Origin of the sequence: Thiothrix litoralis (assembly GCF_017901135.1) — a bacterium.
Classification (GTDB): Bacteria; Pseudomonadota; Gammaproteobacteria; order Thiotrichales; family Thiotrichaceae; genus Thiothrix; species Thiothrix litoralis.
The window spans coordinates 4213313-4232866 of sequence record NZ_CP072801.1 but is presented as its reverse complement, the minus strand read 5'-3'; the positions used below and the strand labels follow the sequence as shown (position 1 = coordinate 4232866).

At 55.4% G+C, this 19554-nt stretch carries 15 protein-coding genes; 8 read left to right on the top strand and 7 right to left on the bottom strand.

Features of this window, described 5'->3' with window-relative positions; translation table 11 throughout:
- Positions 1-49: 49 nt before the first annotated feature.
- The 3 genes from narL to J9253_RS20600 form a co-directional block, all read right to left on the bottom strand.
- Positions 50-694: a two-component system response regulator NarL gene (narL, locus tag J9253_RS20610; protein ID WP_210222676.1), complete on the bottom strand. Its 645-nt coding sequence runs from the start codon at positions 692-694 to the stop codon at positions 50-52.
- Positions 684-2489 carry a type IV pili methyl-accepting chemotaxis transducer N-terminal domain-containing protein gene (locus J9253_RS20605; protein WP_210222675.1) on the bottom strand — a complete coding sequence of 602 codons (1806 nt, stop codon included), beginning with the start codon at positions 2487-2489 and terminating at the stop codon, positions 684-686. The genes narL and J9253_RS20605 overlap by 11 nt, the downstream gene beginning before the upstream one ends.
- Positions 2490-2582: 93 nt before the next feature.
- Complete coding sequence (locus J9253_RS20600) at positions 2583-3620, bottom strand: tellurite resistance/C4-dicarboxylate transporter family protein (RefSeq protein WP_210222674.1); 1038 nt, start codon at positions 3618-3620, stop codon at positions 2583-2585.
- 311 nt (positions 3621-3931) lie between these two features.
- Here J9253_RS20600 and J9253_RS20595 point away from each other — a divergent pair, with 311 nt between their 5' ends.
- From J9253_RS20595 to J9253_RS20560, 8 genes are read left to right on the top strand one after another with little or no spacing between them, the layout of a single operon-like run.
- The gene (locus J9253_RS20595) at positions 3932-5209 is read left to right on the top strand and encodes an MFS transporter (protein WP_028489079.1); all 1278 of its coding nucleotides are present in this window, start codon (positions 3932-3934) and stop codon (positions 5207-5209) included.
- A gap of 15 nt (positions 5210-5224) precedes the next feature.
- Positions 5225-6832, top strand: a complete 1608-nt coding sequence (locus J9253_RS20590) for an MFS transporter (protein ID WP_210222673.1) — start codon at positions 5225-5227, stop codon at positions 6830-6832.
- Between the two features lie 21 nt (positions 6833-6853).
- Positions 6854-7153 carry a TusE/DsrC/DsvC family sulfur relay protein gene (locus tag J9253_RS20585; RefSeq protein ID WP_210222672.1) on the top strand — a complete coding sequence of 100 codons (300 nt, stop codon included), beginning with the start codon at positions 6854-6856 and terminating at the stop codon, positions 7151-7153.
- 5 nt (positions 7154-7158) lie between these two features.
- Positions 7159-10911: a nitrate reductase subunit alpha gene (locus J9253_RS20580; RefSeq protein ID WP_210222671.1), complete on the top strand. Its 3753-nt coding sequence runs from the start codon at positions 7159-7161 to the stop codon at positions 10909-10911.
- Positions 10908-12461: a nitrate reductase subunit beta gene (gene narH / locus J9253_RS20575; RefSeq protein WP_210222670.1), complete on the top strand. Its 1554-nt coding sequence runs from the start codon at positions 10908-10910 to the stop codon at positions 12459-12461. Before J9253_RS20580 ends, narH begins: the two co-directional genes overlap by 4 nt.
- Positions 12458-13141: a nitrate reductase molybdenum cofactor assembly chaperone gene (gene narJ / locus J9253_RS20570; protein ID WP_210222669.1), complete on the top strand. Its 684-nt coding sequence runs from the start codon at positions 12458-12460 to the stop codon at positions 13139-13141. Before narH ends, narJ begins: the two co-directional genes overlap by 4 nt.
- Before the next feature lies 1 nt (position 13142).
- Complete coding sequence (narI, locus tag J9253_RS20565) at positions 13143-13820, top strand: respiratory nitrate reductase subunit gamma (RefSeq protein ID WP_028489074.1); 678 nt, start codon at positions 13143-13145, stop codon at positions 13818-13820.
- A 10-nt stretch (positions 13821-13830) separates the two neighbouring features.
- Positions 13831-14589 (top strand): peptidylprolyl isomerase, encoded by a 759-nt coding sequence (locus J9253_RS20560; protein WP_210222668.1) that lies wholly within the window; start codon positions 13831-13833, stop codon positions 14587-14589.
- 105 nt (positions 14590-14694) lie between these two features.
- Here the strand turns inward: J9253_RS20560 and J9253_RS20555 are convergent, their stop codons facing one another.
- The 4 genes from J9253_RS20555 to J9253_RS20540 form a co-directional block, all read right to left on the bottom strand.
- The gene (locus tag J9253_RS20555) at positions 14695-15720 is read right to left on the bottom strand and encodes a 4-phosphoerythronate dehydrogenase (RefSeq protein ID WP_210222667.1); all 1026 of its coding nucleotides are present in this window, start codon (positions 15718-15720) and stop codon (positions 14695-14697) included.
- A 3-nt stretch (positions 15721-15723) separates the two neighbouring features.
- Positions 15724-16611, bottom strand: coding sequence for a TIGR01212 family radical SAM protein (locus tag J9253_RS20550; protein WP_210222666.1), 888 nt, complete (start codon positions 16609-16611; stop codon positions 15724-15726).
- On the bottom strand, positions 16612-17889 hold the full coding sequence (locus J9253_RS20545) for an NnrS family protein (RefSeq protein ID WP_228291449.1): 1278 nt from the start codon (positions 17887-17889) through the stop codon (positions 16612-16614).
- 127 nt (positions 17890-18016) lie between these two features.
- Positions 18017-19491, bottom strand: a protein-coding gene (locus tag J9253_RS20540) for an ISNCY family transposase (protein ID WP_228291448.1) whose coding sequence is annotated in 2 segments (ribosomal slippage) — positions 18017-19038 and positions 19038-19491 — 1476 coding nt in all. Because the reading frame shifts where the segments join, the coding sequence is not laid out codon by codon here.
- Positions 19492-19554 lie beyond the last annotated feature (63 nt).

The window sequence follows — 19554 nt, the reverse complement described above, 5'->3', positions numbered from 1 at the left end:
TGTGACGAATGCTAAGGGGGCTAGCTGAAATGAACCTGAAAAATTAAGCCTATTGATCCACAAACCACACGGCTGCTTCCACCCGCGAGCGCAGGTTGAGCTTGCGCAGCAAGTGTTTGACATGCACCTTAACAGTGCCTTCGGTAATACCCAGTTCCCGTGCTATCAGTTTGTTGCTTTTGCCAGCCGCGACCCGTTCTAGAATGCGCTGTTCCTGATCCGTCAGCCCCGCTTCGTGGCTGGTTTTGGGGTGAATCGCATCGTGGCGCATCGCGTGCGCCAGCAAGTTGACCAGGCGCTCGGTCAAGGTAATACGGCCTGCCGCCGCTTCTGAGAGTTTTGCGACCAAATCTTCCGGCTCCATTTCTTTGAGCAAGTAGCCATCTGCCCCAGCGCGTAACGCTGCCACCAAATCACTCGCCTGATCGGAAACCGTCAGCATCACCACCCGCGCATCGCTGCCAGAGGCTTTGATGACTTTGAGCACCTCAATGCCACTCATGTCCTTCATGTTCAGGTCGAGCAGGATCATGTCGGGGGCAAGCTCCAGCGCCATGTCGATGCCTTCCTGACCGCATGAGGCTTCACCGACGATGATGAAATCGGGCACCATGTTGACTAAATACCGTACCCCTTTCCTGAACAGGGGGTGATCATCCACGATCAACAGACTTTGCGGGGTTTCAGGCGGCATGGGCAATCCTTGTTTGGGTGGTGAAATCGAGTTGGACGCGGGTTCCACCCTCAGCGCGGGGCAAGTATTCCAGCGTACCGTGCAAGGCGCGGGCACGTTCGGCCATGATCGCCATGCCGTAATGGTGCAGTGTTGCACTTTTCTGGATGCCCACCCCATCATCGTCAACCCAAAGCTGGACACGACCGTCGGCTTGGCTTTGCAGCGTTACCCAAGCATGGCGGGCATGGGCGTGCTTGAGAATGTTGGACAGGGCTTCGCGCACAATTTGCAGCAAGTGGATTTCTTCATTGGGGCTGAGGTTGAGGTTATCCAGATTCACCGCTAGCTCAATCGGCAAATGACCGCGTTCGGTAAATTCAGTCGTGGTTTGCGCCAGTGCCATGCCCAGATCGTCATCTTCCATGCGCAAACGGAAGGTGGAGAGCAGTTCACGCAATTGTTGGTAGGAACTACTGAGGCCATCACGAAGTTCTTCCAATGCCGCCGTAATTTCCTCCCCCTCTTCAGGGTGCTTGAGGGCATTACGCAAGCGGCTGACCTGAATTTTCATGTAAGCCAGCGATTGTGCGAGTGAATCGTGCAGTTCACGGGCAATGACGGCGCGTTCTTCCAGCAATGACACGCGGCGGTGCTGTTCGCTACGCTGTTCTGAGGCAATGGTGACACCAATATGGCGCGACAGGGCTTCCAGCAATTGCACTTGCCAACGCTCGGCATTGGTATTGGCGGGAACGTCGATAGCCAACATACCGTAATGTTTTCCAGCATCGGTCAGCGGCATCCGCAAGATTTGCCTGCCATCAGGGAGGGCATCCATGCGGACGGCGAGCGGGTCCTGACATTCCGCACAATTGTTGGCGTGTTGGCATAACGGGCTGCGGTTGTGCAAGGCGGTGGTGGCGACTACCTGCCCCTGAGTGCCGTGATCACCTTTCAGGCAAATCGTGCCATTACCCAGACCCAGTACCGCCTCGGCATCGGTGAGTACATGATGGAATATAGCGCGGTCGGGGGCAATGCCGTGCAAACGGGTGATGGAGCGGTACAGCAAATCCAGCGAGCGATTGCTGCGGGTCAGTTCGGCGGTTTTCTGTTCCACCCGTGCTTCGAGATCCTGATAGAGCTTGGAAAGGTCTTCCGCCATCAGGTTGAAGGCTTGCGCGAGTTGCCCGATTTCATCATCGCCCGCCAATTCGGTACGCACAGCAAGGTTGCCTTGGCGAATTTGGTCGGTTAGCCCCAACAGCGCCTTGAGTGGAATAACCAGAATGCTGTTGACCAAATAAATCGACAGGATGACAGCAAGGATAGTACCAATAATAGCGACACCCAAAATGACACGCAGCACGAAAATCTTGGCTTCGGTAGCCTCTTCAATCTGCTTAACCAAGTCATTGATGTGCTTAACGAATAATGGAATCTCATCCAATACCACAGCATTTTGAGCCGTGCTAGACTGGAGCACCAAGGCGGGCTTAATGCGTTGCTGCCAATCGATTTCTACCTGACGGTACACTTGTTTGAGCGGTGTTGTGTTATCTTCTGGTAACACAGAGAGAATCGAACCTGCCTCCAAGTCCTGTTCAAAACGTTCGATCGCTTGTTGCAGAGTTTCACGGTACTCGGGCTTATCGGTTTGCAACAAACGCTGGTAGAAGGAGGCCATACGCCAGCTTTGCATCCGCAAACTACCCGCGACGTTGATGGCTTCACCGTTGCCCTGAGTCGTTTCCGCCACCATCCAGGACGTCGACATGCCCACCACCGCCAAAATCGTAATAGCAGCAATCATGCCTCCTACTCGCAACAGCAGTGAGTTTTGCAATTTGTTCCAGAGAAAACGGTTCAAGCGGATACTCCCTCGCGTGGATATACCCATACTATCTCAACGGTCTTGCTTAAACCACGAATACCCCCACCCCAACAGCGTCAAACACCACACCGCGAAGGCCACCCACACCATCAGATACGAAATCCACCCCAGTGGCGGAAACTCGGCAGCCAGCCCCAAGCGAAAACTCGCCACGGCATACATACCCAGCGGGAACACCATGCTCCACATGGCAGGCTCATAAGCTATGGGATAGCGCCGCACAAAGTGCTTCCAGATGCCAAAAATAATCAACATGGGAATCCACCAAGTAGCCCAAGCCCACATCAGCATGGCCATACCATCAATAAAGGGGTGTAACGCCAGCAAAAATGACAAATGCACATCGCCGTTCAGCAACCCTGTCCCCGCATTTGTCCCCACCGCTGCTGCCCCGGTAATGACCCACAACAGCGGTGAAGTATCCTCCGGCTGGAAGCGCTTGAAAAAGATCCGGTAGCAAAACAAGGTAATGAAAATACCGTAAAAAATCAGCCCCAGCATCCACAACAAATGCACTTCAACCAGCATGTAATCAGCATATTCCCCCAGATCCGGGGCAATGATAAGCCCCAACAACACCAGCGATTGCGTACCGGTAATCGAGGAAAGCCAATCGCCATGCACCACATTCACCGTATGCGGATGCGTCAAAAAGGTCAGCACACTAAAACTCAGGTACAACAAAGCTGACCATGACAAAAAGGCCATCACCCAACACGCCATCGCCAACTGTGGATAGCCATGCTGGTGAAATAATATCCCCACAATATTGGTCGCCACCACCAACGTAAAAAAGGCAAAAACCCGGCGGATATTCAGCAAATCAATTTTCACCGCATGGGGAAAACGCAGCAACCGCCACGCACTTAACAGCAATAACACCACCCAGAAAATCCCGGTGAGTACCGACATCGCCTCATACAACCACAACTGCCCGATCATCTGAAAGGCAATCGCCAGAATGCCCGTTGCCATGACCAGCGCAAAATACCCCGGCGGTAAGCCTTCCAGCCAACGCAAGGATTGATCCCGTGATGCATCATCCAGCATGAATACTTCCCGAAAAAACTAAAACGGCATTGTCGCACGCAACCCGCATCGCCCACAGCTTACCTGAATGTATAGGCATACCCCCCACCCGTATTAGCGGGTAAGAAGGTGTACCACCTTTGTACCACCTCACTGGGGCAGCAAATCAATAACGAAAAAATACCCTTTATTAACAGCAAGTTAATGAATAACACCACTACCACTAAAGTGGTATTTCAACCCATTTTTCAGCCATTACCCCCACTGAAATCAGGCGTTTATCGGCATAGAATCAACTTGAAACCACTTAAGGTTCCGTCACGAGGTGAGTTATGGCAACGCAACAATACAAGGCATGGTCGGTCGTCATCATGAGCACACTGGCATTTACCGTGTGCTTCATGATCTGGATGATGTTTGCCGTCATCGGCATTCCCATCAAAGCAACCTTGGGTTTGAACGAAACCCAGTTCGGCATTTTGATCGCGACGCCCGTCCTGACTGGCTCATTAGCGCGTCTGCCACTCGGTATGTGGACAGATAAGTTCGGCGGGCGGCTGGTCTTTTTTATCCTGATGCTCTGCACCGTCATTCCCATCTGGCTCATCTCGTATGCAACCCAATTCTGGCAGTTCCTCTTGATCGGTCTGTTTGTGGGGATTGCAGGCGGCTCGTTCACCGTTGGTATTGCCTATTGCGCCCGCTGGTTCCCTAGGGAACGTCAAGGGACGGCAATGGGTATTTTCGGCGCAGGCAATACCGGCGCGGCCATTACTAAACTGCTCGCTCCCATCATTGTTGTCGGCTATGGCTGGACAATGGTTCCAAAAGTCTACGCGGTGCTGATGCTGGTGACGGCCATCCTGTTCTGGTTTTTCACCTTCACGGATACCAGCCATAAGGTTGGAAAATCCGTCAGCGTCAAGGAGCAGCTCGCGGCTCTCAAAGACCCCAGAGTTTGGCGTTACAGCCAATATTATTCGATCGTGTTCGGCGGTTATGTGGCGCTGGCCTTGTGGATGACCAAGTATTACGTCAGCGAATACGGCTTTGATCTGAAAACTGCCGCCTTCCTTGCGGCTGCGTTCAGTATCCCTGGTGGCCTGTTGCGGGCGGTTGGTGGTTACTTCTCTGACAAATTCGGCGCACACACCATGACCTGGTGGGTGTTGTGGGTTTCGCTGGTTTGCCTGTTCTTCCTGTCTTACCCACAGAGTGACATCACCATCCAGACCATTAGTGGCCCGACTACTTTCCATTTTGGCCTGACCCCCACGGTATTCACCATCCTGCTGTTCACACTGGGCGTTTTCTTTGCCATCGGCAAAGCCTCGGTCTTCAAGTACATCTCGGATGATTACCCAGACAATATCGGCGTGGTTTCCGGCGTGGTCGGCCTCGCGGGCGGCATGGGTGGTTTCCTGATGCCAATCATGTTCGGGGCGCTGGTTGACCTGACCGGCATCCGCTCTTCCGCATTCATGCTGATGTTCGGGGTGGTATGGGTATCACTGATGTGGATGTATTTCACCGAAGTCAGACCTGTCCATGCCGAGAAAGAACTGACACGTGCACAAAATTCAGATTCACCGCTCACCACAACTGTTTAATGCGAGGAACTTTTTATGACAGACATCAAGAACTGGGACGTGGAAGACACCACGTTCTGGGAAAGCACCGGCAAGAAGATTGCCAACCGTAATTTGTGGATTTCGATCCCCAGCCTGCTGATGGGTTTCGCCGTCTGGCTGATGTGGGGAATTATCACGGTACAAATGTCCAACCTTGGCTTCCCGTTCAAGGATGATGAATTATTCACCCTGACAGCCATTGCCGGGTTAGCAGGTGCAACCTTGCGGATTCCGGCCTCTTTCTTCATCCGGCTGGCAGGCGGACGTAACACCATCTTCCTGACCACCGCACTGCTGATGATTCCGGCGATTGGCACCGGGATTGCGCTGCAAAGCAAGGAAACCTCGCTGCTAACTTTCCAGATTCTGGCACTGTTGTCCGGGATTGGTGGCGGTAACTTCGCTTGTTCCATGTCCAATATCAGCACCTTCTTCCCTAAACGCTTGCAGGGTACTGCACTCGGCTTGAATGCTGGTTTGGGTAACTTCGGTGTGACCACCATGCAAGTGCTGATCCCATTGGCCATGACCATGGGCGTGTTTGGTGCATTGGGTGGCGACTCCATGCCGCTGATCAAAGACTCTGGCTGGATTCTCGGCAAGATTCTGGCGGGCACTGACACTTGGATTCAAAACGCGGGCTTTATCTGGCTGGTGTTCTTGGTTCCGCTGGCTTTCCTCGGCTTCTTTGGCATGAATAACTTGTTGCCGATTTCCCCTAGCATTGGCGGCACGTTGGCTGCTTTCGTCAAAATCCTGTGGCTGTATGGCTTGGCATTCTTCGTTACGGCAGTTGGTTTGTACCTGTACCTGCCAGCACCTACCGGCTTGGGCGTGCTGAACATGTGGATAGCCTTGCCGCTGATCATTGTGGCGATGTTGATGATCATGAAAGTGACCGCCTTTGGTGAAATGAAAGTTGGCATCAACAAGCAATTCGCGATTTTCAGCAACAAGCACACGTGGTCAATGACCGTACTGTATGTACTGACCTTCGGCTCTTTCATTGGCTTCTCCATGGCGCTGCCCCTGGCTATCAAGGTCATTTTTGGCAATACCCACGTGTTTGATACAGCTACCCAACTGTGGGTACATGCGAAAAACCCGAATGGCCCTTCAGCCCTGACCTATGCATGGATTGGCCCCTTCGTCGGCGCGTTGATTCGCCCGGTCGGTGGCTGGATTTCTGACAAGGTGGGCGGCTCGATTGTGACGCAAATCATTTCCGTGGTCATGGTTGGTGCTTCCGCTTATGCGGGTTACTTGATGATGCAGGCTTACCAATCTGCTACCCCTGAAGTGTTCTTCCAACCATTCCTGTGGACGTTCGTGGTGCTGTTTGCGGCATCGGGTTTGGGCAATGGCTCTACCTTCCGCACCGTTGGGGTGATCTTTGACCGCTTGCAAGCGGGGCCGGTATTGGGTTGGACATCTGCTGTCGCGGCTTACGGCTCGTTCATTGCCCCGGTCGTGATTGGTGCACAAGTGAAAGCGGGTACGCCTGAAAACGCCATGTACGGTTTTGCGATTTTCTACGCGCTGTGCCTGATTCTGAACTGGTGGTTCTACCTGCGTAGTGGCAGCGACATCAAGAACCCTTAAGAACCCGACAGGAGATAAGTTATGGCTGTTCAACAATACGACGACAACCTGCAAACCAACCCTTACGCGATTTATACCGTGGCGCTGGATGTGGATGGCAAGCAAGTCCTCACCGATCAGGAAGGTTACATCCAGAACATGGATGAGTGGAGCGAAAGTTTCGTGGAAGCCCCGGTGCGTGACATGCTCAAGCATTTCAAAAAAGCCTGGGGCGAAGAGTTCGCCACCAACCATTACTTGCATGAAATTTTCCCCAAAGGCGGCCCACAAAAGCAGGGTAATCGCTTGGCGGGAATCCGTAGAACCAAAGGGGAGCATTGATTGCCATGAGCCACTTTATTGACAGACTGAATTTCTTTAAACGCAACACCACCCCATTTTCCAATGGGCATGGCGCAAGCACTGACGAAAGTCGTGCCTGGGAAGACGGCTACCGCCAACGCTGGCAGCACGACAAAGTAGTACGTTCCACCCACGGCGTGAACTGCACCGGCTCGTGTAGCTGGAAAATTTACGTGAAAAACGGGCTGGTCACCTGGGAAACCCAACAGACCGATTACCCACGCACCCGCCCTGACCTGCCGAACCATGAGCCGCGTGGCTGCCCGCGTGGGGCGAGTTTTTCGTGGTACATGTACAGTGCCAATCGCCTCAAATACCCGCTGATGCGCAAGCAATTGCTGCAAATGTGGCGTGAAGTCAAAGCCAAAAACCCTGATCCGGTCGAAGCATGGGCATTCATCGTTGAAAACCCGGACATGGCAAAGGCATACAAAACCCGCCGGGGCTTGGGTGGTTTCATCCGCTCTAGCTGGGATGAGGTGAATGAATTAATCGCTGCTGCCAATGTCTACACTGCCAAGCAATACGGCCCTGACCGCGTAATCGGTTTCTCACCGATCCCGGCGATGTCGATGGTGTCGTATGCCGCCGGTAGCCGTTACCTGTCACTGGTTGGCGGCGTGTGCTTGAGCTTCTACGACTGGTATTGCGACTTGCCACCTGCCTCACCGATGGTGTGGGGCGAGCAAACTGACGTACCGGAATCTGCCGACTGGTACAACAGCAGCTACATTATTGCGTGGGGTTCCAACGTTCCGCAAACCCGTACCCCGGATGCGCATTTCTTCACCGAAGTACGTTACAAAGGCACGAAAACCGTCGCAATTACCCCGGACTATGCAGAAGTTGCCAAACACGCCGACCAATGGCTGAACCCGAAACAGGGTACGGATGCGGCGCTGGCCATGGCGTTCGGACACGTTATCCTCACCGAGTTCCACCGTGACAAGCCCAGCGTGTATTTCACCGATTACGTGCGGCGTTACACCGACTGGCCGAATCTGGTCTTACTGGAAGCGCGTGACGATGGCAGTTACCAAGCCGGGCGCTTTGCGCGTGCCAGCGACTTCGTAGCAGGCTTGGGTGAAAACAAAAACCCTGACTGGAAAACCGTCGCCATTGACGATGCCAGCGGCGAAATCATCTCCCCCAACGGCTCCATCGGCTACCGCTGGGATGGCAGCAGCCAGTGGAACCTGCAACAAAAAGATGGCAAGACCCACGAAGACACCGTGCTGTCTCTGTCCTTGAAAGAGCGTCATGACGCAGTTGTGGAAGTATCATTGCCGTATTTCGGTGGGGTACAAAGCGACTACTTCAAGGGCAATACCCTGAAGGACATCCTCAAGCACAAATTGCCAGCCCGCAAAGTGACGCTGGCAGACGGCAGCGAAGGCGTGCTGGTCTCCGTTTACGACCTGAACATGGCGAACTACGGCGTCAGCAATGGCTTGGGCGACGACGACAGCGCCAAGGACTTTGACGATGCCAATGCACCGTATACCCCGGCATGGCAGGAAGCAATTACCGGCGTACAGCGTGACAAAGTGATCCGCATTGCGCGTGAATTTGCCGATACCGCCGACAAAACCAAGGGTAAGTCGATGATCATCGTCGGCGCGGGCATGAACCACTGGTATCACATGGACATGAACTACCGTGGCCTGATCAATATGCTCGCCATGTGTGGCTGCGTCGGGCAATCCGGTGGTGGCTGGGCGCATTACGTCGGGCAGGAAAAGCTGCGTCCGCAACCGGGCTGGTTGCCTTTGGCCTTCGGTCTGGACTGGAGCCGCCCACCGCGTCAAATGAACGGCACATCCTTCTTCTACAACCACTCCAACCAGTGGCGTTACGAGAAGCTGGAAATCAAGGAAATTCTCTCGCCGCTAGCCGACCCTGCCAAATACCCCGGCAGCCTGATCGACTACAACGTGCGGGCAGAACGCATGGGCTGGTTGCCTTCAGCACCGCAGCTCAATACCAACCCGCTGCGCATTGCCAAGGCCGCCAAGGATGCTGGCATGTCCCCGGCGGATTACACCGTGGCCAGCCTCAAATCCGGCAAGATCGCGTTTGCGGCAGAAGACCCGGATTCCCCGCAAAATTTCCCGCGCAACCTGTTTGTGTGGCGTTCCAACTTGCTGGGTTCCTCCGGCAAGGGGCATGAATACCTACTCAAATATTTACTGGGAACCAAGCACGGCGTGCAAGGCAAAGACCTTGGCGAAATGGGCGGCGCAAAACCGCAGGAAGTGAAATGGCGTGAAGAAATGCAGGAAGGCAAGCTCGACTTGCTGGTGACGCTCGACTTCCGTATGTCCACCACCTGTTTGTATTCCGACATCGTACTGCCTACCGCGACATGGTATGAAAAGGACGACCTGAATACTTCCGACATGCACCCCTTCATCCACCCGCTGACCGCCGCCGTAGACCCCGCATGGGAAGCACGTAGCGACTGGGAAATCTACAAAGGCATTGCCAAGGAATACTCACGGGTCTGCGTTGGGCACCTCGGTGTCGAAACCGATCTGGTAACACTCCCGCTGTTACACGACGCCCCCGCCGAACTGGGGCAAGCGATGGGCGTGAAGGACTGGAAAAACGGCGATTGCGAACTGATTCCCGGCAAAACCGCCCCAAGCCTGATTGCGGTGGAACGCAATTACCCCGAAACCTACGCCCGCTTCACCTCCATTGGCCCCTTGATGGAAAAGCTCGGCAATGCCAACAAGGGCATCAGTTGGAATACTGAATCTGAAATTGACTTGCTCGGCAAGCTCAACCATCAGCAAACCAGTGGAACCAGCGAAGGCCGCCCTTGCCTGAATACCGCGATTGATGCGGCAGAGATGATCCTCACCCTTGCGCCTGAAACCAATGGGCAAGTCGCCGTGAAAGCCTGGGCAGCCTTGTCGAAAATCACCGGCATCGACCATACCCATCTGGCACTGCCCAAGGAAGATGAGAAAATCCGCTTCCGTGACATCGTGGCACAACCGCGCAAGATCATTTCCAGCCCTACGTGGTCGGGCTTGGAAGACGAGCATGTGTCATACAACGCCGGTTACACCAACGTTCACGAGCTGATTCCGTGGCGTACCCTGACGGGGCGGCAACAGTTCTACCTCGACCATGACTGGATGCGTGATTTCGGTGAAAGCCTGTTGGTGTATCGCCCGCCGATCAACACCAAAACCATCAAGCCAATGCTCAACCAAAAGTCCAACGGCAACCCGGAACTGGCACTGAACTGGATTACCCCGCACCAAAAATGGGGCATCCATTCCACTTACACCGACAACCTGCTGATGCTTACCCTGTCACGCGGTGGCCCCATTGTGTGGATGAGTGAAGACGATGCCAAAACACTGGGCATTGAAGACAACGACTGGATCGACCTGTTCAACGCCAATGGCGCGATTGCAGCACGGGCAGTCGTCAGCCAGCGGGTCATGCCGGGCATGGTGATGATGTACCACGCGCAAGAACGCATTGTGAACGTACCGGGTTCTGCCATTACCGGCACACGCGGCGGTATCCACAACTCCGTCACCCGTGTTTGCCCGAAACCAACCCACATGATTGGCGGCTATGCGCAACAGGCTTACGGCTTCAACTACTACGGCACGGTCGGTTCTAACCGCGATGAATTCGTCATTGTGCGCAAGATGACCAACGTCGATTGGCTGGACGGCGAAGGCAATGACACCATTCAGGAGGCAGTCAAATGAAAATACGTTCCCAAGTCGGCATGGTGCTGAATTTAGACAAATGCATCGGCTGCCACACCTGTTCCATTACCTGCAAAAACGTGTGGACGTCACGCGAAGGCATGGAATACGCGTGGTTCAACAACGTCGAAACCAAACCCGGTATCGGTTATCCCAAAGAGTGGGAAAATCAGGACAAGTGGAAAGGCGGCTGGTTACGCCGTGCGGATGGCAAGATTGAGCCACGCATTGGCGGGCGTTTCCGGGTACTGGCGAATATCTTCGCCAACCCGGATTTGCCGGAAATTGACGATTATTACGAGCCGTTCGATTTCGATTACCAACACTTGCACAATGCGCCGGATAGCAAACATCAACCGGTCGCCCGCCCGCGCTCGCTGATTTCCGGGCAGCGCATGGACAAGATCGAGTGGGGGCCCAACTGGGAAGAAATCCTCGGCACGGAATTTTCCAAACGCCGTAAGGATAAAAACTTCGACCAGATTCAGGCGGACATTTACGGTGAATTTGAAAACACCTTCATGTTTACCCTGCCGCGTTTGTGTGAGCATTGCTTGAATCCGGCGTGTGTCGCGTCTTGCCCCAGTGGGGCGATTTACAAGCGTGACGAAGACGGCATTGTATTGATCGACCAAGACAAATGCCGAGGCTGGCGCATGTGCGTCAGCGGCTGCCCTTACAAAAAGATTTACTACAACTGGAAGTCTGGTAAATCCGAGAAGTGCATTTTCTGCTACCCACGCATCGAATCCGGGATGCCGACCGTGTGCTCCGAAACCTGTGTCGGGCGTATCCGTTACCTTGGCGTCTTGCTGTATGACGCGGATCAGATTGAAGCCGCCGCCAGCACCCCGAACGAAAAGGATTTGTACCAGAAGCAGTTGGACGTTTTCCTCGACCCATTCGACCCGAAAGTGATTGAACAGGCGAAGCAAGACGGTATCCCCGACAATGTGCTGAAAGCCGCGCAAGAATCCCCGGTCTACAAACTGGCGATGGACTGGAAACTGGCGCTGCCGTTGCACCCGGAATACCGTACCTTGCCCATGGTGTGGTACGTGCCACCGCTTTCCCCAATCCAATCGGCGGCAGATGCAGGCAAGATCGGCTACGACGGCGTATTGCCGGACGTGGACAGCTTGCGGATTCCGGTGCGTTACCTCGCTAACTTGCTGACGGCAGGCGATGAAGAGCCGGTCAAACTGGCACTCAAACGCCTGATGGCGATGCGCCAATACAAGCGTGCGGAAACCGTGGAAGGCATCCACGACATCCGCGCCTTGGAGCAAGTCGGCCTGACGGAAGCGCAAGCCAAGGAAATGTACCGTTACCTCGCCATTGCCAATTACGAAGACCGTTATGTCATCCCCACCAGCCACCGCGAATTGGCGCGTGAAGCCTTCCCGGAAAAGGGCGGTTGCGGTTTCAGCTTCGGTGACGGTTGTGGCAACAGCACTGGCACGAATGAGACCAACCTGTTCGGTGGGCGCAAGCAAACCGTGACTATGGTGAAAAAGATCGAGTTCGTGAAACAGGAGGGTCAATCATGATCAAGAGTCTTGCCGTTATCGCCCGCTTGCTGGATTACCCCAGCGCGGAGCTAGTGGAAGCCCGTAGCGCCCTGATCGACGTGATCCGTGAGGAAACCCGTTTCCCGGCAGCGCTACGCGGTTCGCTGACAAACTTTGTGCAGCAACTGTGTACCGCTGAGTTGATGGATAGTCAGGAAGACTACGTTGCCCTGTTTGACCGGGGACGCACCCTTTCCCTGCTGTTGTTTGAACACGTCCACGGTGAATCACGGGCGCGGGGGCAGGCCATGGTGGATCTGCTCCAGCAATACCGTGATGCGGGGCTGGAGCTGAGCGCCAAGGAATTGCCGGATTACATTCCGCTGTTCCTCGAATACCTGTCGACCCGCGAGGAAGACGAGGCGGCGCAAGGCTTGGGGGATGTTCACCCCATCCTCGCCCTGTTGTCGGCACGTTTGCAGGAACGCGAAAGTGCTTACCACCTGCTGTTTGATGCGCTGTTGGCGATGATCAATATCCAGCCGGATATGGCGGTGTTACGCGAGAAAGCCGCTGCTGAACCGCGTGACGATACTGCCGCTGCGATGGATAAGGTCTGGGAAGAAGAAATGGTCAACTTTGTGGAAGACAAAGGGGCTTCTTGCCGACCTACCCAATCCACCAGCCAAACCCATACGCTGCATTTTCGGGAGAACTGATATGTCATACTTTGATTCACTTTTCTTTGGGCTGTACCCCTATGTGGCGGGTGCGGTGTTTCTGATCGGTAGCTGGTTGCGTTACGACCAAGCGCAATATACGTGGCGGGCAGGTTCCAGCCAGATGTTGCGCAAGAACGGGATGCAACTGGCGAGCAATTTGTTCCATGTGGGCATTTTGGTGATCTTTTTCGGGCATTTGGTCGGCTTGCTGACCCCGCATTGGCTGTATGAACCGTTCATGTCACCGGGTACGAAACAGGTACTGGCGATTCTGGTCGGTGGCATTGCCGGGGCGGCTTGCTGGTATGGTGCATTCTTGCTGTTCATGCGCCGCAAGAATGACGCACGGGTACGTGCTACCGGTTCGACAATGGATCTGGCCGTGATTGGTATCTTGCTGGTGCAAGTTACCTTGGGTCTGTTGACCATCATCCCGACACTGGGGCATCTGGATGGCAGCAATATGTTGCTGTTGGCGGAATGGGCGCAATCCATCGTGTTCTTCAAAGGTGGCGCGGCGGAACATCTGGCGACTGTCGGCTTTATTTTCAAGCTGCATATTTTCCTCGGCCTGACCATCTTCCTGCTGTTCCCGTTCACCCGTCTGGTGCACATCTGGAGCGTGCCGGTGCAATACGTGAGCCGTCAATACCAGATCGTGCGTCAGCGCGGCTAAGGAGTTCATCATGGAAAACATTCAAGTGGGTAAGCACGAGGTGACGGAAGAGGCGATTGCCAGCGAGTTGCAATACCACCCCGCCGAGCAGATGGAAGCAGCGTGGCAGGCGGCCGCCACTAGCTTGGTCATCAAAACCTTGCTGGAACAACGCGCCACCGAACTGGGCATTACCGCTGCGACGGAAGAAGAACGCACTGCCTTGCTGTTGGAACAGGAGCTGATTGTTCCTGAGCCGACAGAAGAGCAATGCCAACATTACTTCCATAGCAACCGGGCGCGTTTCCATACACCCGTATTGCTGGCGGTCAGCCATATCCTGCTGCCCGCTGCACCGGATGATATGCCGCAACGTGACCAGCAGCGCATTCTGGCAGCGCAATTGTTACGGCAATTGCAAGCTGACCCTGGCAGTTTTGCCGCACTGGCGCAGCAATATTCTGCCTGCCCTTCTTCCGGGCAAGGCGGCAGTCTGGGGCAGTTGTCCAAAGGGCAAACCGTGGCAGAATTTGAACGGCAAGTGTGGCTGCTCCCGGTAGGGCTGTGCGCGAACCCGGTGGAAACCCGCTTTGGTTTTCATCTGGTTCGGGTAGACCAGCGCGTCGAAGGTGAGCCATTGGAGTATCAGCACGTTGCGACCCGTATCCGCCAGTATTTGCATGAGCAAGTTACCCGGCGGGCATTAAGCCAGTACCTGCAAGTGTTGGGTGCCGAGATTGGCGTAGAAGGGATTGCCTTTAATGCGGCGGGTTCACCACTGATGCAGTAACGTTTTCAAGACCCTCCGAAACTGGTCGGAAGTAAGCCACTGACCAGGGGTTGTGGGCGGTAGCAATACCGCCCGTTTTTTGTCTTGAAAAGGGGGGCAAAAGTCTCAGGATAAACCGCTGAACTCGCGCCGTACCGGGTAGTTCTTGCGCAACTGGTCGAAATAGCGGGCAGAATCGAGCATTTTGTCATGCAGCAAGGCTTTTAACCGCCGGTCATCTTCACGGATGTCATAAGCCTCAAGGACGCTGAACAAAGGTTCCGCCGGGGCAAGCGGGGATTCCCAACGTGGTTCCACTTGCAGGAACTCACAGCAAGCGCCGTACACCATTTTTGTTCCCCGGACTTTGCCATCCAGACTGTAACCAGCAATGTGTGGCGTGCCAAGCAGGGTATGCTGGAGCAGGGTCAGGTTGATGGCAGGTTCATTTTCCCACGTATCCAGCACCACATCCAGATCAGTGCGGGTTTGCAGGCGTGCCAGCAAGGCGCTTTCCTCCACTACCCCACCGCGTGCGGTGTTGAGCAACAGGCTGCCGGGGCGCAAGGTAGCAAGGTGTGCCGCATCCAGCAGGCGGAATGTCGGATGCTTGCCAGTACAGGTAAAGGGGACGTGCAGCGTCACAATATCGCAAGCCAGCGCGGCTTCCAGCGAATGCAGCCCGGTGTGCCCCAGCTCCTGCAACGGCGGGTCGTGGGCGATACAACGCATCCCCTTGCTTTCACACAACTGCCTGACCCGTGAGCCGACATTGCCATGCCCGATAATGCCAATGCTGCATTCCTGCAAAGGCTTGTTACGCATTAATGACCAATGGCTGAGGGCAGCAAGCACATATTCCGCCGCCGACACCGCATTGCAACCGGGCGCACGCGTAAAGCCGATGCCCTGTTCGCGCAAGTAATCGAGGTCAATGTGGTCAAATCCAGCCGTGGCAGTGGCAACGAAACGGACGGGCGTCCCCCTCAGCAATTGCGCATTCACCTTGGTAATGGAACGCACCACCAGTATATCGGTATCCTGCAAATCAGCATGGCACAGGGAACGCCCTGCCAACAGCCGGGTTTGCCCCAAGGTGCTAAAAGCCTGTTCCGCGTAGGGGATGTTTTCATCCAGGGTAATGCTCAGCATGGTTCACGTTCCTAATTGTTCAGCAATTTTGTTCAATACCAGCCACTTCTTATTGCACCATGCGGGAGCCAGCAATATTTCGGTGGATGCCGTGGCGGTAACGCGGTGGAAGATGACATCAGGCGGAGTGGTGCGGATCAGGTTAACTGCACTGTCCACGTAATCCTCCAGTGCCAGCGGCTGGTATTCGCCGCGCCGCCATTCATTCGCCAGTTGTGTCCCCCGAACAACATGCAGGGGGTGTAATTTCAGCCCTTCCACCCCCAATTCCAGCACACGCGCCAGTGTTATGCGGCTGTGTGATAAACATTCACCCGGCAAGCCCACAATCAGATGGGTACAAACGGGCAGGTGGCGGGCATGAGCACGTTGCACTGCGTCCACGTACTCGGCAAAGCCATGACCCCGGTTGACCCGGCGTAAGGTACGGTCAAAACTGGATTGCAGCCCCAGTTCCAGCCACACCTCATGGCCTTGATCACGGTAACTGGCGAGTAAATCCAGCACCGCATCAGGGACACAATCCGGGCGTGTGCCGATGCTCAAACCAATGACATCGGGTTCTGCCAAAGCCAGGTCATACAGTGGCTTTAGCACTTCCAGCGCAGCATAGGTGTTGGTGTAAGCCTGAAAATAGGCCAGAAATTTTTTCGCCCCGGTACGTTTGGCCAGCACCGCACGCCCGGCAGCAATTTGCTGCGTAACGGTCGGTGGCTGCCTGCCTTGCGGGTTGAAGGAGGCATTATTGCAAAAAGTACAGCCACCCCGCCCGATACTGCCATCGCGGTTAGGACAGGTGAAACTGGCATTCAAGGCAAGTTTATGTACCCGCTCGCCGTGACGCTGTAACAGGTATTGCCCGAAAGTATTGAGGTGCTTGGCAAGGTTCATTCAGCCATAACGTCCATCGATCCTTGGCTTGAGCAGCATCGGCGCGTATTTCCACACAAACAGGGTAAAAGCAGCGATCCACAACAGTTGTGATGCCAAAATCCACACCGCATGGCTATGCGGCAACCACCACACCGCCAGCACCCGGATAGCCGCCCCACCCAATAGCAACACAAAAACCGCGACCACCACCAGCGGTGGTTCAAAGACATTACGCCCGGTATGCCCAAGAATGACACGAGCCATCATCCCGACGGTAACGACCGTAAAACCGCCATAAGCAAAGGCATGTACAGCTAACCACGGCGACACACCCGCCACGACAGCAAGAAATTTCAACAGGAAGCCCAGCACCAGCCAGAGATAAGCCAGATACAACACCCACAGCAGCGGCTTTTTCCAGATATTGGGGTGATGCCACCCCCACAAGCGCAGGCTGTGCAACAGTACTTGCAGCAACGCCAGCTCAGCACTGACATAACCAGCCACCCCATGACCCGTCACCATGAAGGTCAAATCCGCCACAGCAAACAGCAGGAGTAATACCAGGGCGGAACTGTCGATCCATCCACGGTTACGCGCAGTAAACGGGCAACCTACCCCGCGTTCAATAAAAAACGGGATAACCCGCCGCCCGACGATGAGAATCAAAGAAAGGATAAGGTAAAAAGCGCCATACAAACCGAGTTGCAGCCCTTTAGGCCATATCCCCAGCAAGCCCAGATAAAACACGGCATCTGCCACCACCAACAGGGTGACACTGCCCACGATGCCCATCTGCTGCCATTGTTTTGCCCGAATGATCGGGTACGCCACCGCCAGCAACAGGCAAAACAGGAACAGCGTATCCACCACCGCCAACACGAGCAGTGGCAGCTCCCCCACAAAGGGCAAGATACGCGCCAGCAGCCACATCCCCACCAATGCCAGCAAAGGCCAGCCATGCAAAGTTTGTTGCCCCGTCCAGTTCCTGATAGCAGTCAGCAGGAAACCGGCAGCCACCGCCACCGTATAGCCAAACACCATTTCATGGGCGTGCCACGTGATGGCGGGATACCCGGAATGCAACCCACCCCAGCCAAAGCTGTAAATGCCTGTCCATAGCACCATGCTGACAATGGCAAATAGTCCGGCAGCCAAGAAAAAAGGCCGGAAGCCTAGCTGGGAAAGCGCGTATTTGCCCGTAACAGGCGACTCGATATTTAGTGTCTGACCGAAAAAGCCTTCCTGCCGCCACGAGTGCCCAATTTTAGTCCATGCAGCCGTTTTCCCCGCCACCTTCTGGCAAGCACGAGGGTAAAACGCTGGGTTTCAAGGCATGGCTGGCAGCGCAGGCTTGCCTTCGGTGCAGGGGCTGCCCTGCCTTCCCGGCATTTTCCCTCATCGGTCGGCGTTGTGGGGTGGTTCAGGCGGCTTGGCGCTGTCGTCGGCGTTCATCCTTCTGCAAGGCCTCCAACGCCCTGGCCTGTAAAATGGCCCCGACCTTTTGCAGGTTCCTGCCCACCACCGCCAGTGCCACATAGCGCTTGAAGCGTTCCAGCCCCCGGTCGGGGCAATAGTCCAGCCCATGGACTTCCAGTGCGTTGATGCCGGATTCCACCGCTGAGTGCTGGCGTCTGGCCTGGACAAACGCCGGGTCGGTTTCACGGGCAGTGTCCGCCTGGCTCCAGCGGCCCTTTTTCGGCAACACCACCCGGTCGAGCAGTTCGGCCAGTTCGCGCTGGTTGGCCGGTGAGTGGAACCCCTTGTCAAAGCTGCACGCGCTCAGGGAGGGGAACAGCGCTTTGGCTTGCTTAACCATGGTCACGGCAATCTCACTGTCGGGGCAGTGTTGCATCACTTGGTGGTGGAGGATGAAGCCGTCAGCCGATTCCATCACGCACACGTTCAGGCCCAGCTCCACCGGCACACCGGCTTTGCCCTTGCTGAGCCATTCGCTGTAATCCTCGAAGAGGGAGAAGATCTTGTCGCCGTGGGGGATGGTTTCCCCGTCCAGCACCCGCCGCCGCACCAGGTCAACCTGATGCCACCCGTACCCCAGCCAGCGCTGGAGGTCGTTGCCCGACCGGCTGTCCAGCAGGCTGAGGGGCAGGTCAGCCACCGTTTCCTCCACTTTCGACAACAGCGCGGCGCACAGGCCCAGGTAGGTGTGGTGGGCGTCACGGATGGCCTGTTGCCGGGTGGCCTGCTTGTCCGGGTCTTGGGAGCTGGAGTGCTTGAGCTTCTGCGCATGACGGCAGGCTTTCTTCACCTGGCGGAGATTGTACTGCCATTGCCGCCAGCGGCTGTCGCCGTGCCCTTCACACCAATCGGCCACCGTGCGCACCGAACAACGCACCGCGTCGTACAACAGGTTGATGTCGGTCGGGTAGTGGATGTTGCTTTCCACCACGAAGGAGTCACAACGGGCGCTCAGCGGCGCGGCTTTTTTTTTAGCAGCTTGTGACCGGCCTCCACCACCAACTGGTTGATGCGTTGCAGGCTGGCTTCGTCCACCAGAGCGGCGTTGTCCTTGACCGTTTGCAGCTTGTACTCATCGTCATCATCCCAGAAACCATGCCCCAGCATCTGACGGATGCTGCGGTGCTGGTTCGCCATCTCCAGCAGCCGGTCATAGTCCCAGTTCAGGTTCACCCGCAATGTCGCCAGCACCAGCGCATTCCACAGATCCATGCCGGGGCGTCCACGGCTGGCGTCCACCTCCGCCGGAACCCGCTTTTCCAGCACCGCAAACACCGCCTCACGCAGTTCGTCTGTCACATAAATGTATTGCAGCCCTTGCAACACCTGCGGGATGTCGTCCCGCGAACGTGGGTTGAAGGTCAGCCTGCCGATGTCAGCGTGACCCAGGCGAAGTTGGCGGGCGATCACTTCACGCATCGTGTGTCTCCTGCGAAGTTTGGCGGATGGATGCCCTATTTTGCCCTATTTTGGGCGCTTTTG

Coding starts and splice junctions, on each gene's coding strand:
- J9253_RS20600 (WP_210222674.1), bottom strand. CDS start 3,620: ATGCTGGATGATGCATCACGGGATCAATCCTTGCGTTGGCTGGAAGGC.
- J9253_RS20590 (WP_210222673.1), top strand. CDS start 5,225: ATGACAGACATCAAGAACTGGGACGTGGAAGACACCACGTTCTGGGAA.
- J9253_RS20605 (WP_210222675.1), bottom strand. CDS start 2,489: ATGATTGCTGCTATTACGATTTTGGCGGTGGTGGGCATGTCGACGTCC.
- J9253_RS20580 (WP_210222671.1), top strand. CDS start 7,159: ATGAGCCACTTTATTGACAGACTGAATTTCTTTAAACGCAACACCACC.
- narH (WP_210222670.1), top strand. CDS start 10,908: ATGAAAATACGTTCCCAAGTCGGCATGGTGCTGAATTTAGACAAATGC.
- J9253_RS20595 (WP_028489079.1), top strand. CDS start 3,932: ATGGCAACGCAACAATACAAGGCATGGTCGGTCGTCATCATGAGCACA.
- narI (WP_028489074.1), top strand. CDS start 13,143: ATGTCATACTTTGATTCACTTTTCTTTGGGCTGTACCCCTATGTGGCG.
- J9253_RS20555 (WP_210222667.1), bottom strand. CDS start 15,720: ATGCTGAGCATTACCCTGGATGAAAACATCCCCTACGCGGAACAGGCT.
- J9253_RS20585 (WP_210222672.1), top strand. CDS start 6,854: ATGGCTGTTCAACAATACGACGACAACCTGCAAACCAACCCTTACGCG.
- narJ (WP_210222669.1), top strand. CDS start 12,458: ATGATCAAGAGTCTTGCCGTTATCGCCCGCTTGCTGGATTACCCCAGC.
- J9253_RS20550 (WP_210222666.1), bottom strand. CDS start 16,611: ATGAACCTTGCCAAGCACCTCAATACTTTCGGGCAATACCTGTTACAG.
- narL (WP_210222676.1), bottom strand. CDS start 694: ATGCCGCCTGAAACCCCGCAAAGTCTGTTGATCGTGGATGATCACCCC.
- J9253_RS20560 (WP_210222668.1), top strand. CDS start 13,831: ATGGAAAACATTCAAGTGGGTAAGCACGAGGTGACGGAAGAGGCGATT.